A 13,659-nucleotide genomic window follows, 5' to 3' on the forward strand; every position below is an offset into this window, starting at 1 on the left:
CGCGTTCCGCGTCACCCGCCAGGTGCCCCGCCCCGCCGTGCGGGGCGGGGCACCGCCGTCGAGAAGGGAAAGCTGGCTATGACCCAGCACCGCACCGCCGACGTGGTCGTTATCGGCGGCGGACAGGCCGGTCTCGCCGCCGGCTACTACCTGCGCCGCGCCGGGCTCGACTTCGTCATCCTCGACGCCGACGCTGCCCCGGGCGGAGCGTGGCAGCACACCTGGGACTCCCTCCACCTCTTCTCCCCCGCCGCCTACTCCTCCCTGCCCGGCCGCCTCATGCCACCGCAGCCGGGCCAGACCTACCCCGGCGCAGCCCACGTCGTCGACTACCTCACCGACTACGAGCAGCGCTACGACCTTCCCCTCCACCGCCCCGTACGAGTGAGCGGCGTCCACCGCGACGGTGAACTCCTGCGCGTGGAGACCGACACCGGGACATGGCGGGCCCGCGCGGTCATCAGCGCCACCGGTACCTGGTCCCGCCCCTTCGTCCCCGCCGTTCCCGGACGCACAGAGTTCCAGGGCGCCCAGCTGCACACCATGGAATACCGGCGGCCCGAGGGCTTCACTGGGCAGAAGGTGATCGTGGTCGGTGGCGGGAACTCCGGCGCCCAGATCGCCGCCGACCTCGCGCACAGCACCGAACTGACCTGGGTCACCCTGCGCGAACCGCGCTACCTCGCCGACGACATCGACGGCCGCGCCCTGTTCGACCACGCCACCGCCCGCCGCCGCGCCCTGGACGAAGGCCGCACCGATACCGGCGGCGTCGCCTCGCTGGGCGACATCGTCGCCGTCCCGCCCGTCCGCGCGGCCCGCGACGCAGGCCTGCTCAAGGCCCAGCCGATGTTCACCCGCCTCACAACGACCGGCGTGCAGTGGCCCGACGGCACCACGACGGATGCCGACGCGGTCATCTGGTGCACCGGCTTCCGCCCCGCCCTCTCCCACCTCGCCCCGCTGGGCCTGCGCGGCCCCCGCGGCCACATCCCCACCACCGGCACCCAGGCCATCGGCGAACCGCGCCTGCACCTCCTTGGTTATGGCGACTGGACCGGCCCTGCCTCCGCCACCCTCATCGGCGTCGGCCGCCCCGCCCGCGACGCCGTCCGGGCCGTCACCGATCTCCTGCGCTGACCGCAGGAGTGGCCACGGCGGTCAGTGGTACCGGGCGACCTTGACGGCAGAGACGAGCAGGATCACGGCCAAGGCGGGAATCAGCACTACGTCCGGGACCACTCCGAGCAGCAGCCCGCCAGCAACGGATCTGCCGATTATGGTCACTGCGAAGCGGGCGTTGGCGCCGGGCATAAGTAAATGACACTTTCCCTGTGGGGCTGAGGAGCATAGAGGGGGCTGGCCGTGTCCTCGGGCGCGGCCGGCCCTCTTTCTCAGCTCTGGTTGTCCAGCGGCATACCGGCAGCTGTCCGGTGGATGCGGATCGCGGCTGCCTGGGCTTTGCGGGCCCGGTCGGCGGCCTCACCGCACACATGGGCAGGCACCGGCAGCGGGATGCCGCGCGCGTCCAGGAGGAAGCTGGCCTTGTGCGGCAGGGGCCGTATCTGGGCCGCGTCGTAGCAGTCCTGCCAGGACACGGTGTGACCGGCCGGCGGGCAGCAGAAGTCGGCGAAGACGGCGGCCAGGAGGTCGTGGAGGGCTTCGGGGTCCACTCCGCCGAGCAGAGTCTCGTACGGGTCGGGGAGCACGCGGGCGATGAACCGCGCGGCGGGGACAGGGGGGCAATTCATGAGGGGACTCCCTATTTGTTGTCGGCCCCGCGCCGTCCCTATAGCTTACGGCGCGGCGCCGACACCGGTCCCCCAGCCGGAAAGCTGATCACGTTACCGGCCGGAACTAGTTCTCAATTCGCCTGTGACAGTTCGGCCTTGTCCACCCAGCGGGCCAGGACACTCAACGCCGCGAGTTGTTCCAGCGCCTCGTGCTCGGGCAGCTCCGGCAGGCCGTCCTCGTGGCTGTTGGGATTGCGGATGCCCGCGTAACAACCTTCGGCGAAGGCCATGGCACCGCGATGGATGCTGCGGAAGGTGTCTCCGCCGTCATCCTTCATCAGGCGAAGACGGTGCTCGCCCTCCTTGGGCGGAGTCAGCGAGAAGGCGTTCTGGAAAAGCTTCGTCTCGCTGAGGTCTCGCCGCTGCACCTTGTTCTGCGTCTCGGCGTTGACCTTTCTCGCCGCAGCGGTGACGGCCTCGCGGAAGTGACCGCTCTGCCACAGTGCCCGCGCGCCCTGCCAGACCCACGGGTGCATGGTCGCGGCACTGAGCTGAGGAGCGTTGTCCCCCAGACGTTCACGGATCTCCGCATCCCGCTGGAGTGCCGCTTCGGCCCGCTGGGCGGCCTCCCGGTGCTGGCACCAGCGGTTGACCTCCTCGTTGCGGTCGGAGGGAACCTCGGTCTTCCAGCGCGGCAGTACCCGGTCGAGGATCTTCTCCACCACGTGGGCGCTCGCGATGATGTCGCTCTGTGATCCCCTGTTGGACAGGCTGCTGCCGAAGAGCATCACGCCGGGCGGGTCAGGCGGCCGGTACAGCTCGGTCAGTTCCAGGAAACGGGCGAGCTCACCACGTGCCCAGTCGATGTCGAGAGTCATCACGCCATCATCCACACATCCACTGACAGTGGAACCCGCCCGGCATGGTGGTCAGGAGACGGCAGGGCTGCGCCGCTCGACGAACATGACGTTCCGCCATACGCCATGGTGGCGGCCAATGCGCTCTCGAGTGCCGATGACCCGAAAGCCGGCCCGTTCATGGACGGCGAGGCTGGCGGTGTTCTCGGGAAAGATCCCGGCCTGGATCGTCCAAATTCCCGCCGCCTCTGTAGAAGCGACCAGCGCCTTCAGTAGGGCGGAGGCGACGCCCTGGCCGCGGGCACCGGGATGGACGTACACCGAGTGCTCGATGACGCCGGCGTATGCGCTTCGCTCCGATACGCGTGAGGCGGCGACCCAGCCCAGGAGGCGTCCGGCCTCGTCGACGGCGGCGAAGCGGTGCTCGGGCAGCTTGCCCGCGTCGAACTGCTCCCAGGTGGGGGCGGTGGTCTCGAAGGTGGCGTTGCCTTCGTCGATGCCGGCCTGGTAGATCGCGATGACCTGATCGGCGTGGTCGGCGGTCAGCGGGATGACGAGGGTGGACAGGGAGGCGGTCATGCGCCGGAGGCCTTGGTGAGCAGGGCGCCCATGGCGGCCAGGACGGCCGGTTCGACGCGGTAGTAGACCCAGGTGCCGCGCCGCTCGGAGGTGAGCAGCCCGGCTTCCTTGAGCTTCTTCAGGTGGTGGGAGACAGTGGGCTGGGAGACACCGACGTCAGAGATGTCGCACACGCAGGCTTCTCCGCCCTCGTGCGAGGCGACGGCGGAGAACAGGCGCAGCCGGACAGGGTCGCCCAGTGCCTTGAACATCTTCGCCGCCGGCTCGGCCTCCTCGGCGGTCAGGGGCCGCTCGTTCAGAGGCGGGCAGCACGGTTCGACGGCGGGCTCGAGGAGCGGCAACGCCTTCACATTCGACATACGTCTATGTTGACACATGTCGAAGCAAGTCCCCAGGGTTACCGGCTGCGCAGTTCCCGGGCGATCCTGCGGGCCACCCGCCGTGCATCGCGGCCGACGCCGCGCAGGGACGCCGACGATAGGCTGCGCTGCCATTCCAGCCCGACGTGCGCCAGGCGGGGATGGGCAAGGGAGGAGCCGTCCCGGTGCCGGGGCCTGCCTGTACCGTCGAGGGCTCCGAGCAGTGGGGCAAGGCAGTCGAGGTCGGGCCGATAGCCGGTGGCCAGGATGATGGCGTCCACTTCCTCCACCGTGCCGTCGGCCCACGTGACGACGAGTCCGTCGATACGGGTGAACATCGGGCGCCGCTCCGGCCGGCCGGCGGCGAGGGCGGCGCGGTAGCGGCCGTCGTCGATGACCGCCATTGTGGCCGGCCGCTGCTGGAAGCGGCCCAGCGGTGCCGTGTCCAGGCCCGTGACGCTCAGCCAGAAGTGCAGGTCCCGCCCCAGCGGGCGCTGCGGGAACCAGCGCACCGGCGCCCGGCTCGCCAGAGTTACACGCGCCACCCGGCCCAGCTCGGTGGCAACTTGCACGGCTGAGTTCCCCGCGCCGACGACTACGACCCGTTGCCCGGCGAACAGGCCCGGGGTTCGGTACTGCGAGACGTGCAGCAGCGTGCCGGTGAAGGTGTCGAGTCCGGGCAGGGCGGGCCGGTTCGGGCGACCGAAGCCCCCGGTGGCCGTGATCACTGCCCGAGCCCCCAGCCGCTGTTCGCCTTCGAGGTCCAGCGTGAAGCCGTCCCCGGCCGTACGGACAGACGTGACCCTGCTGCGGGTGCGGATGTCGGCGTCCAGGCGTTCGGCATACCGCAGCAGGTAAGCCACCACCTCGTCCCGGTGCGGGTAACGGCCCGCCTCGCCACCGAAGGGCAACCCCGGCAGCGCGCTGTAGCGAGCGGGTGAGAAGAGGGTGAGGCTGTCGTAGTACCGGGTCCAGGACCCGGCCGTCTGGTCCGAGGCCTCCAGGATCACCGGCTTGAGTCCTTCGCGCAGAAGGCTGTGCGCGGCGGCGAGGCCGGACTGACCGCCTCGGATGACGGCGACGTCGGCGTGCTTCATGAACAACCACCCAGGTTCGACGAATGTCTATGTTGACACCTATCGATACAGGTGTCATGCTGGCGGCGCAAGAGATCGACACATGTCGAAACACAAGGGGACTCGTCATGAACGCCACCACCACCGAGCAGCTGCCCGTTGTGGTCATCGGGGCCGGCCCGGCCGGCCTGGCCGCCGCCGCCCACCTCACCGGCCGCGGCATCGAACCCCTGGTCCTGGAAACCGGAGCGCAGGCGGGCGCGGCGGTACGCGAGTGGGCACACGTGCGGCTGTTCTCCACCTGGAGCGAGCTGACCGACCCGGCCGCCGAGAAGCTCCTGGCCCCCACCGGCTGGACCAAGCCCGACGCGAAGACCTACCCCACCGGTGGCGACTGGGCCGAGCAGTACCTGCGGCCGCTCGCCGACACCCTTGGTGAGCGTGTGCGGTTCGGGGCCCGGGTCACCGGCGTCTCCCGCGCCGGCCGGGACCGGATCGTCGACGCCGACCGCGCCACCCAGCCCTTCACCGTCCACGTCACCCACGCCGACGGCCGCGAGGAGCGGCTCTTCGCCCGCGCGGTGATCGACGCCTCCGGTACCTGGGCCACCCCGAGCCCGGCCGGCGCCTCCGGCCTGCCGGCCCTCGGCGAGAAGGCCGCCGCCGACCGCATCACCTACCGCGTCCCCGACCTCACCGACCCCGCCGCCCGCGCCCGCTACGCCGGCAAGCGCACCGCCGTCATCGGCTCGGGCGCCTCTGCCTTCACCGCGCTCGCCTTCCTCGCCGACCTGGCCAAGGCCGAGGGCGGTGCGGGGACGAAGGCGGTGTGGATCTTGCGCCGGGGTATCTCCGGCTCCACCTTCGGCGGCGGGAGCGCCGATCAGCTGCCCGCCCGCGGCGCCCTGGGACTTGCCGCCAAGGCCGCCGTGGATGAGGGCCACGCGGATGCCGTCACCGGCTTCCGCACCGAAGCCATCGAACGCGAAGGTAACCAGCTCGTCCTGGTGGCGGAGGACGGCCGGCGCCTCGACCCGGTCGACGAGGTCATCGTCCTCACCGGTCTCCGCCCCGACCTGACCTTCCTCGACGAGCTCCGCCTCGGCCTGGACGAGCGCCTCCAGGCACCCGTCGACCTCGCCCCGCTGATCGACCCCAACCAGCACTCCTGCGGCACGGTCTACCCGCACGGCGTCAAGGAGCTCTCCCACCCCGAGCAGGGCATCTACCTGGTCGGCATGAAGTCCTACGGCCGCGCCCCGACTTTCCTCGCCCTCACCGGATACGAGCAGGTCCGCTCGGTCGTCGCCGACATCGCCGGCGACCACGAGGCAGCCGAGCGCGTCGAACTGGTCCTGCCGGAGACCGGAGTCTGCGGCGGTGCGGGCCTGTTCGACCAGCCCCAGAGCGACGAGACCACTACCGACGGCGGCGGCTGCTGCGCCCCGGCGCCGGCCCTCATCCCGCTCGAGACCACGGCTCCGGCGCCTTCCTGCTGCTCGTGACCGAACTGAGCACCGCGACCAGCGGGGCTGTGACCGGGACGGGGGTCCGGTCGCGGCCCCGCGCCGTGCTGCCCGCCCTGTGCGCCACCCAGATCACCAGCTGGGGCATCGTCTACTACGCCTTCCCCGTCCTGAACCCCCAGATCACCGCCACCACCGGCTGGCCCGCAGCCAGCACCATGGCTGCCTTCTCCCTCGCCCTGGTCGTCTCCGGTCTCGCCGGCATCCGCGTCGGCCGGATCATCGACCAGCGCGGACCGCGCACCGTCATGACCGCAGGCTCCATCGCGGCACCGTGAGCATGGTGATCGTGGCGACGGTGCCGAACCTGCCGGTGTTCTTCGCCGGCTGGATCCTGGCCGGACTGTCCATGTCCGCCACCTTCTACCAGCCCGCGTTTGCCGCTCTGACCCGCTGGTGGGCCCCCGACCACGTCCGCGCGCTCACGATCGTCACCCTCGCCGGCGGCCTGGCCTCCACCGTCTTCGCCCCCCTCACCGCCGCCCTCGCAAGCCAGCTGACGTGGCGCGCCACCTACCTCGTCCTCGCCGTGATCCTGGCCGTGATCACGATTCCGGCCCATGCCCTGGCCCTGCGGGCCCTCTGGCCACCGGCACCACCCGCACTGGCCCACACCCACGACGCCCCGCGCGCGATCATCCGCAGCCGGCCCTTCCTGCTGCTCGCACTCGCCTTCACCTTGTCGGCGTTTGCGATGTACGCGGCCGTCGTCACCCTCGTCCCCCTCGTCACCGACCGCGGCTACACCACCAGCCAGGCCGCCTGGGTCCTGGGTCTGGGCGGCGCCGGCCAGACCCTCGGCCGCATCCTCTACGCCCCCCTCGCCCGCCACACCACCCCCGCCTCCCGCACCGTCACCCTCCTCACCCTGGGCGCCGTGACCAGTGCCGCCTTCGCCGTCGCCTCCGGCCCCTACCCTGTGCTGATCGCGGTCTCAGTCGCGGCAGGCGCGGTCCGCGGCAACCTCACCCTGCTCCAGACCACCGCCGTCACCGACCGCTGGGGAACCACCCACTACGGAAGCCTCTCCGGCATCCTCAGCGCCCCCGCCATGACCGCATCCGCCCCCTTCGCCGCCGCCCTCCTCGCACCACCCCTGGGCGGCACCCCCCACCTCTTCGCCCTCCTGGCCACCCTTGCTCTCGCAGGCGCGTTCGTGGCAGCCGGAACATCGCCCCGCAACCCGGCATAGACCCCGGCCCACGCCCACACCATCGCGACCGGCACAGCCTCGCCTACACCGATCCGCACCAACGCTCTTCATGGCAGGCGCGCCAGCAAACACACAGAACGCCGAATGGGTATGAGCGCTTCGGCAGTACTCGGCGCATCGTTGCCGAGGCCCGTCGGCGTTGCAGAGCAACACTGTGACGGCCCTCCGAGCCTCCAGGCCTCTGACCGGCCAGGACCGCGCCGTACCCGCAGCAGCCCCCTGCGCAACACGGCCCGCGTGCTGCCTCATTTCCGGATCGTGGATCGCAACACTGCTGGGGTCGTCCATTCTAGTTTCTCCCTTCGGCAAGCGGCCGAACGGGTGACAACACCTGCCCGACACAAGCGGGTTGGGAGAATGGAGAGCACGGTGGAGCGTCCTCTGCTGTCGCTGAGATCGACTCTGGTGTTTCTGCTCGCTGTGCTTGCGGGCGCGGTGGCAGGCGGGCTGACTGCCCTGGCCGGGGAGGGCACCGCGCGGAGTCTGCTCGCGGGCTTTGCTGCTGCGGGACTGGCTGTGCCCTTCTTCAACAGCTTGATCTCTTGTGAGGACAGGTCGGCTCAGCCTTCCTGCCCCGCACCGGTGAGTACGGCCCGGGAGAAGAGCAATGGGTGAGCTACGGCCTCTGGGGGAGGATCTCAACGATGCCTCGAGGGCGCTCGCCGAGGCGCTGCGTGAGCTGTTCGAGGGGCTGAAGGTGTCGGTGCGGCGGTACGCGGCCCGGCGCCGGCTGGACCCGGGGACGGTCTCGCGTTACCTGAACGGCACCCGGTTACCTCCCTGGCAGGTGATCAGTGACCTCTTCGCGGATGTTGCCGAGCACCGTGGCACCGCGGTCACCACCGAGGCCATCGAGTTCGTACGCGGCCTGTACGGCTCGGCCGTGGACGCCTCCTCCTCCCCCAAACATGCGGTGGAGATCCTGGAGCAGCAGCTGGCCGACGCCGACCGCGTCTCCCGGCGCTCTAGCGTCCGCGGGGATGTGCTGGGGGATGCGCTGCTGGACCGGACAGAACGCATCGCCGACCTAGAAACCCGGCTCAACCAGCTCGAGCTCGACCGTGTCACCGAACGCAAGCGTGCCGATGAGCTTGCGGCAGCGCACCCGGAGGTCTCCGGGCTCATTCAGGAGCGCAACGAGCTCCAAAGAGAGGTCGAGCGACTCGGCGCAGCCCTGCAGGAAGCGCAGGCTCAGCGCGCGGCGGCGGAAGGCCGCTGCGATCTCCTCGAACGGCAACTGGACGCCGTCGAACAGGCCGCAACGGCGGCGCTGCCCGCCGCTCCGCAGAGCATGCCCAAGATTCTCGTCGTCGACGATCAGCCCGATAACCTGCTCGCCATGACCGCGGTCCTGGCGACGCTTGACCAGGAACTCGTCACCGTCTCTTCCGGCCGGGAAGCCCTGAAAGCCCTGCTCGACCACGACGACTTCGCCGTCATCATCATGGACGTGCAGATGCCGGAGATGGACGGCTACGAGACCTGCGCACACATCAAACGCCGCCCGAGAACCCGTGACGTCCCCATCATCTTCCTGACCGCCATGGGCGTGGACTCCGCGCACTCCGCACGCGGCTACTCCGCCGGTGCCGTCGACTACATCAGCAAGCCCTTCGACCCCTGGGCCCTGCGCGCCAAAGTCGCCGTGTTCACCTCCATCTACCTGGAGCGGCATACCCCGTAGTCCGGGCGCTGCCACGCCGTGGGGTCGAGCGGGACGATACCGGTGGCCGCGTACCTAGCCGTGCCCGTTGACTGAGGGCTACGGGTTGTCAGAAGCAGTGCCTTATCCATCGGCCGGATGTGGTCGAGGCGCTCTTGCGGACCGGTCCTACGCTGGAGATATGGCCACCGATCCCTTGTTGAGGCAAGGCCCCGGCTCGACGGATCTGGTCCTGCGCGCGGGGCCGACCGGTCGGGTGTGGAACGCGCTGATGTCGGTGGGGCCGGCGTTGTTCGTTCCGCTCGCCCTGGGTGTGCCGACCCTGGTTGTCGCCCTCTGGATGGCGCTGGCCGGGGCACGGGCGTCGACCGTGTTCGTGGTGGTGGGGGTGATCGTCGGGTTGGAGTACCTGATCGGCTGGCCGGTGCTGGCGTTTTCCCGGGCCCGGGACATCCTGCGGGTGGAGTTCGCGCCAGCCGGGGTGCCCGCGTCCCTGCGGTTGGTCCGGGCCGCCGGGCCGGACGCCTGGCTGCCCGTTGCGACCCTGCGCGAGGTGTGGCTGACGCACAAGGTGGTGGAGCCTTACCAGGGGGACTACAAGCCGGCCGTCTCCACGTTCGCGCTGGAACTCGTCCTGGGGGGCGCCCGGGAGCGGATCGAGCTCCCGTTCGTCGGCGACCCGCGGCGGCTCGCCGACGCCTTGAAGGCTCTGCTCGGCCCGGCTGGGGTTGTGGTGTTGCTGCGCATCGAGCGCAGCACGCGCGAACGGCCGCAGTCCAGCTCCCGCTGGACATCAGGTGGTTCGGTCTCGGCCAACTCGGGTGGCGGCTGACCCCGGGCTGCCCGTGGCGCTCCCCGGCAGGGAGCGCCAGTCGATGCAACCGGCGGGTGGTGCGGGGCAGTCTGCCGTGGCCGCGCGTTGAGCCGCCGGGTCGACCATTGCGGGCTTTCGCCGGCTTCGGGGCGGCGGCTACTGGACGGCTACGTTGGCGCCCTCCTGTTTGAGGATTCATCCCCGTGGGGCGCGGCTGTGGCAGCGATCAGCCGCTGGCGTTGTAGGAGTAGAACCGCGCGTCTCATTCCGGGCTGAGTACGGCGTCCAGTATCGCGAGCCCTCGGCAATGGGTGCGCAGTTCCTCTATACCGGGCAGCGCTCGGGCCACATCATGTACGGTCACGCGGCCATTTCATCGCACCTGGCTGGCAGCCCGGAGGGCGCCCCGCTGCGGCGTCCTCCCAGCGCGAACCCGGCCCGCAGCCAGAACACTTACGGGCCGACTGCAGTGCTCAGTCACACCCGGGACGTCGTGTCTGGCCGCCTTCGTGACAACTATCGCGCCTTGGCACATTGATGTGGTTCGGCCTTTTGGGCGAGGAGCCGGACTACAGTTCGAACTCGAGGTACTCGATGTCCGTGAAGCGCACCTCGTCCAGAGAGTCGGCGCGGCGGCCGCCGTCCTGGAAGTAGACGTCCTTGAGCGCTTCGACGACGATCTGCTCGAGCTCGCGTTCGTTCTCACCGGTGTCAGTGTCGCTGAGGTTGCCGTCCTTGATGTACCGGGCGAGGTTGAGCTCCGGCACGTCGAACTGTTCGCAGCCGCCTTGCCCCCCAGTACCGGCCGGGTGTCTTCCCGTGCCTTCGGTTCACGGTGTCCGGGCGGCGCGCAGAGGGCTGCGGCGAGGTAGAGGAAGGCCAGGCAGTTACGCGGGCGGCTTTCGTAGCGTTGGTTGAGCCGGTGGTAGCCGGTGGTAGCCGGTCAGCCAGAACACAGCCTGCTCGATGACCCGCCTGCGGCGTCTACGCCATTTTGATGACCCGATGTCCTTGCGGGCGATGTGGACAGCCATGCATTTCCAGCGGCGGGGTGAGAAGCGGAAGCAGCAACATGAAGCGTATTACGGCTTAGTAGCGAAGCGTTAGTCAACCAGCAGCATAACGTTAGCTCTTGGTGTTCATACTTCAAGAGTCATGCGCTGCAGCACTGGAGGCGATCCGCCTGTTCTTCGGATCGCTCGTCTCGATCTCACGGTCGGGAGGCCTATGGTGAATCGGCGAGAAAACAAATCTTTAGTGAACTCGGGGAAGGTTTCTGTATGAGTAAGCGAGGTGTTCTTTCAGGGCTGACAGCAGCCCTGGGAGCGGGTGTCATGGTGCTGGCCGGCATGACGGGCAGCGCCGGCGCTGCCGAGGTGGGCACCATGGCCGTCGGGACCCAGATCAAGAACGTCGCCACCGGCCGCTGTCTCGACTCCAACTACTATGGCAATGTCTACACAAGCCCGTGCGCCGGCGACCACAACAATCCCTACCAGCAGTGGATAGGCGAGTGGAGCGGCGCAACGTACTACCTGAAGAACGTGCAAACCGGGCTTTACCTTGGGCACTACGGGTCGGGGAATACTGGTGTCAGAACTGTCGGATCTGACTCTGTCTATAGAGGTTGGCATGCCATAGCTGTCAGTGAGATCCAGCGGTATAACTTCCGGCCTTGGGGCAATAGCCCGCTGAACCTGGATTCGGATGCCAAAGGCAATGTGTACCTGAAGGAAATGAACAAGCCGAAGAACGACAACCCCTACCAGATGTGGTGGTACTGGTAAAAGACCGAACCAGCACGCGGTTGTAAAAAAATCGGCGAGAAAGCAAATCTTCAGTGAATTAATGAGAGGCTTCTGTATGAGTAAGCGAGGTGTTCTTTCAGGGCTGACAGCAGCCCTGGGAGCGGGTGTCATGGTGCTGGCCGGCATGACGGGCAGCGCCGGCGCTGCCGAGGTGGGCACCATGGCCGTCGGGACCCAGATCAAGAACGTCGCCACCGGGCGCTGTCTCGACTCCAACTACTCTGGCGATGTCTACACAAGCCCGTGCGCCGGCGACCACAACAATCCCTACCAGCAGTGGGTAGGCGAGACGATAGCCGGCAAGTACTACCTGCGAAACGTGCAGACCCTGCTCTTTCTCGAGCACAACGGAACCAGCGTCAGAACCGCAGGCTGGTACTCCGACAATCGCGCCTGGTCGACTGCGACCGGCTCCCAGCAGCAGTACAACTTCCGGCCCTACGGTGTCTCGTTGAACCTGGATTCGGACGCCAAAGGCAATGTGTATCTGAAGGAACTGAACCAGCCGACGAACAACAATCCCTACCAGCAGTGGTGGTTCTGGTAGACCGCCGCCCCGGGGCACGGTGAGTGGCACCCTGCCACATCCGCGTCCACTCGGCGATCACGGCATGGGCCCGGGAGCAGCATCGGCGTAGCGCCGACTCCCGGGCTTGTGGCTGCCCTCACACCACCCAGCGCGCTCCACGCCGCAGCCCTGCGTCACTACAAGCGACTCGCCCGTCTCACCACGTAGGACAAAGCCTCAGTAGATCTGCACGCCGCTCGCGGTATGGCCGCTACAGCTCGGACTCGAGGTGCTCGATGTCCGTGAAGCGCACCTTGTCCAGAGAGCAGGCGCGACGGCCGCCGTTCTGGAAGTAGACGTCCTTGAGTGCTTCGGTGGCGATCTGCTGGAGCTCGTGCTCGTTGGCGCCGGCGTCCTGGGCGTCGAAGGAGCGGGCGGCGTAGGTCGGGGCAGGGCGATGGTCAGGTGCCGGATGCAGTCCTGGCCGGTTGGCTTTTGTCCTCTGGCACTGAACATGGATCGATTGCCAGGGAGGTTGAACAGCCACTACGGTCCGGCCACTGATGCCACCCGAGACTCAGAACTGTTGTGGCTGTCACCGACCCGCACCCGAGGGTGGTGCCGCACGCGAAGCGAGCTCAGCCGGGGAGGCAGGCTCCCCCGAGCAAGACGGCCGTACAGCGCCGGAGGGATCGTGTAGGCGGCGCGGACGACCGGTCGACGAACAGATCACGGACCTCGGGTCGGTACGGGGCTGGTCAGTGCTGCGTCCTCCCGACCGTGAACGGGCCGGTCGCGGGGGCCACGCACTTGTCCACGACGGGCTCCTCGCCCCCCACCGAACCCTCCAGGCAGAGCCGTCCGCCGTTCTCGCGCAGGTCGAGGAAGAACTGCGTGGTCACACCGGACTGCTTGAGGTCGTGGATGCGCTCGTCGGGGTAGCCGAGGCCGTTCAGGGCCGCCCTGACCTTGGCCGGGGTGGGCTCCGTCAGCTCTTGGACGGCCACGTAGATGCGCTGCTCGTGGTGGTTGCTCGCGCACCAGTCGCGCGCGTTCAGCTCCACCTCCGGTCCCGACGTGGGCATCACCGGCTCGACCATGCCGGCTGGAGCCTCTTCACCGGGAGGAGCCGGCTGCGGGTTCGGCGGCCCCTCCAGGGGGGTCCCCGGAGCTGGGCAGGTCTGTGCGATGTACTCCTGTATCTCGGCGAGGGACGGAGAGGACAGGCTTTCCATGGGCTTCGCGGGCGCGGCTGCCGTGGCCACCGCGGTCGAGGCCGGCTCGTTGTTGCCGGTGGCCTTCGCTGTGCCGCAGGCGCCGAGTACCAGCACCGCAAGGACCGTGAGGGCCGGGGTGAGTCGCGGTCGGCGCGAGGAGCGGGCAAACGTGCTGGTGGAGCGGCGGGTTCGGGTCATGCGCCCAGTCTCCGATCATGCCGAGCCCGGCGCGTGAGTACACATACTCACCTGGCCAGGTGGCAGTTGCTCAAACCCGGTCCGCCTCCGTATCCCCCGTCCGCTGGC

At 68.8% G+C, this 13,659-nt stretch carries 12 protein-coding genes and 4 pseudogenes; 7 read left to right on the top strand and 9 right to left on the bottom strand.

Annotated features, from left to right (window positions below):
* Positions 1–78 precede the first annotated feature (78 nt).
* The gene (locus tag ACIQKA_RS22720) at positions 79–1,140 is read left to right on the top strand and encodes an ArsO family NAD(P)H-dependent flavin-containing monooxygenase (protein WP_402542163.1); all 1,062 of its coding nucleotides are present in this window, start codon (positions 79–81) and stop codon (positions 1,138–1,140) included.
* Positions 1,141–1,394: 254 nt separating this feature from the next.
* Here the strand turns inward: ACIQKA_RS22720 and ACIQKA_RS22725 are convergent, their stop codons facing one another.
* The 5 genes from ACIQKA_RS22725 to ACIQKA_RS22745 all read right to left on the bottom strand — a co-directional run bounded on the left by ACIQKA_RS22725 (position 1,395) and on the right by ACIQKA_RS22745 (position 4,625).
* On the bottom strand, positions 1,395–1,751 hold the full coding sequence (locus tag ACIQKA_RS22725; RefSeq protein WP_402542164.1) for a hypothetical protein: 357 nt from the start codon (positions 1,749–1,751) through the stop codon (positions 1,395–1,397).
* 113 nt (positions 1,752–1,864) lie between these two features.
* Entirely contained in the window at positions 1,865–2,611 is a 747-nt protein-coding gene (locus tag ACIQKA_RS22730) for a TIGR02391 family protein (protein ID WP_402542166.1), read from the bottom strand.
* A 51-nt stretch (positions 2,612–2,662) separates the two neighbouring features.
* Positions 2,663–3,169, bottom strand: a complete 507-nt coding sequence (locus tag ACIQKA_RS22735; RefSeq protein WP_402542168.1) for a GNAT family N-acetyltransferase — start codon at positions 3,167–3,169, stop codon at positions 2,663–2,665.
* Positions 3,166–3,528, bottom strand: a complete 363-nt coding sequence (locus tag ACIQKA_RS22740; protein ID WP_402542170.1) for an ArsR/SmtB family transcription factor — start codon at positions 3,526–3,528, stop codon at positions 3,166–3,168. The genes ACIQKA_RS22735 and ACIQKA_RS22740 overlap by 4 nt, the downstream gene beginning before the upstream one ends.
* Positions 3,529–3,566: 38 nt before the next feature.
* A complete protein-coding gene (locus ACIQKA_RS22745; RefSeq protein ID WP_402542171.1) occupies positions 3,567–4,625 on the bottom strand; it encodes a flavin-containing monooxygenase in 1,059 nt (352 codons plus the stop codon).
* A gap of 107 nt (positions 4,626–4,732) precedes the next feature.
* Here ACIQKA_RS22745 and ACIQKA_RS22750 point away from each other — a divergent pair, with 107 nt between their 5' ends.
* The 4 genes and pseudogenes from ACIQKA_RS22750 (at position 4,733) to ACIQKA_RS22765 (ending at position 9,838) form a co-directional block, all read left to right on the top strand.
* A complete protein-coding gene (locus ACIQKA_RS22750) occupies positions 4,733–6,109 on the top strand; it encodes an NAD(P)-binding domain-containing protein (RefSeq protein ID WP_402542172.1) in 1,377 nt (458 codons plus the stop codon).
* Positions 6,106–7,322 (top strand): annotated as a pseudogene (locus tag ACIQKA_RS22755) (MFS transporter). The gene ACIQKA_RS22750 and the pseudogene ACIQKA_RS22755 overlap by 4 nt, the downstream one beginning before the upstream one ends.
* 628 nt (positions 7,323–7,950) lie before the next feature.
* A complete protein-coding gene (locus ACIQKA_RS22760; protein WP_383157282.1) occupies positions 7,951–9,027 on the top strand; it encodes a response regulator in 1,077 nt (358 codons plus the stop codon).
* A 160-nt stretch (positions 9,028–9,187) separates the two neighbouring features.
* The gene (locus ACIQKA_RS22765) at positions 9,188–9,838 is read left to right on the top strand and encodes a hypothetical protein (RefSeq protein ID WP_402542173.1); all 651 of its coding nucleotides are present in this window, start codon (positions 9,188–9,190) and stop codon (positions 9,836–9,838) included.
* Between the two features lie 551 nt (positions 9,839–10,389).
* On the opposite strand, the pseudogene ACIQKA_RS22770 reads toward ACIQKA_RS22765, so the two are convergent.
* Positions 10,390–10,500 (bottom strand): annotated as a pseudogene (locus ACIQKA_RS22770) (XRE family transcriptional regulator); the annotation flags it as partial.
* Between the two features lie 170 nt (positions 10,501–10,670).
* Positions 10,671–10,869: pseudogene (locus ACIQKA_RS22775) on the bottom strand (IS5/IS1182 family transposase); the annotation flags it as partial.
* 231 nt (positions 10,870–11,100) lie between these two features.
* Here ACIQKA_RS22775 and ACIQKA_RS22780 point away from each other — a divergent pair.
* Together ACIQKA_RS22780 and ACIQKA_RS22785 are read left to right on the top strand one after the other, a co-directional pair.
* On the top strand, positions 11,101–11,607 hold the full coding sequence (locus ACIQKA_RS22780; RefSeq protein WP_402542174.1) for an RICIN domain-containing protein: 507 nt from the start codon (positions 11,101–11,103) through the stop codon (positions 11,605–11,607).
* 130 nt (positions 11,608–11,737) lie between these two features.
* Positions 11,738–12,175: a ricin-type beta-trefoil lectin domain protein gene (locus tag ACIQKA_RS22785; protein ID WP_402542176.1), complete on the top strand. Its 438-nt coding sequence runs from the start codon at positions 11,738–11,740 to the stop codon at positions 12,173–12,175.
* Between the two features lie 232 nt (positions 12,176–12,407).
* On the opposite strand, the pseudogene ACIQKA_RS22790 reads toward ACIQKA_RS22785, so the two are convergent.
* Positions 12,408–12,625: pseudogene (locus tag ACIQKA_RS22790) on the bottom strand (XRE family transcriptional regulator); the annotation flags it as partial.
* Between the two features lie 269 nt (positions 12,626–12,894).
* Positions 12,895–13,551 carry a hypothetical protein gene (locus tag ACIQKA_RS22795; RefSeq protein ID WP_402542177.1) on the bottom strand — a complete coding sequence of 219 codons (657 nt, stop codon included), beginning with the start codon at positions 13,549–13,551 and terminating at the stop codon, positions 12,895–12,897.
* Between the last annotated feature and the right edge of the window lie 108 nt (positions 13,552–13,659).

The organism is Streptomyces sp. NPDC092045 (genome assembly GCF_044756005.1).
Lineage (GTDB): Bacteria > Actinomycetota > Actinomycetes > Streptomycetales > Streptomycetaceae > Streptomyces.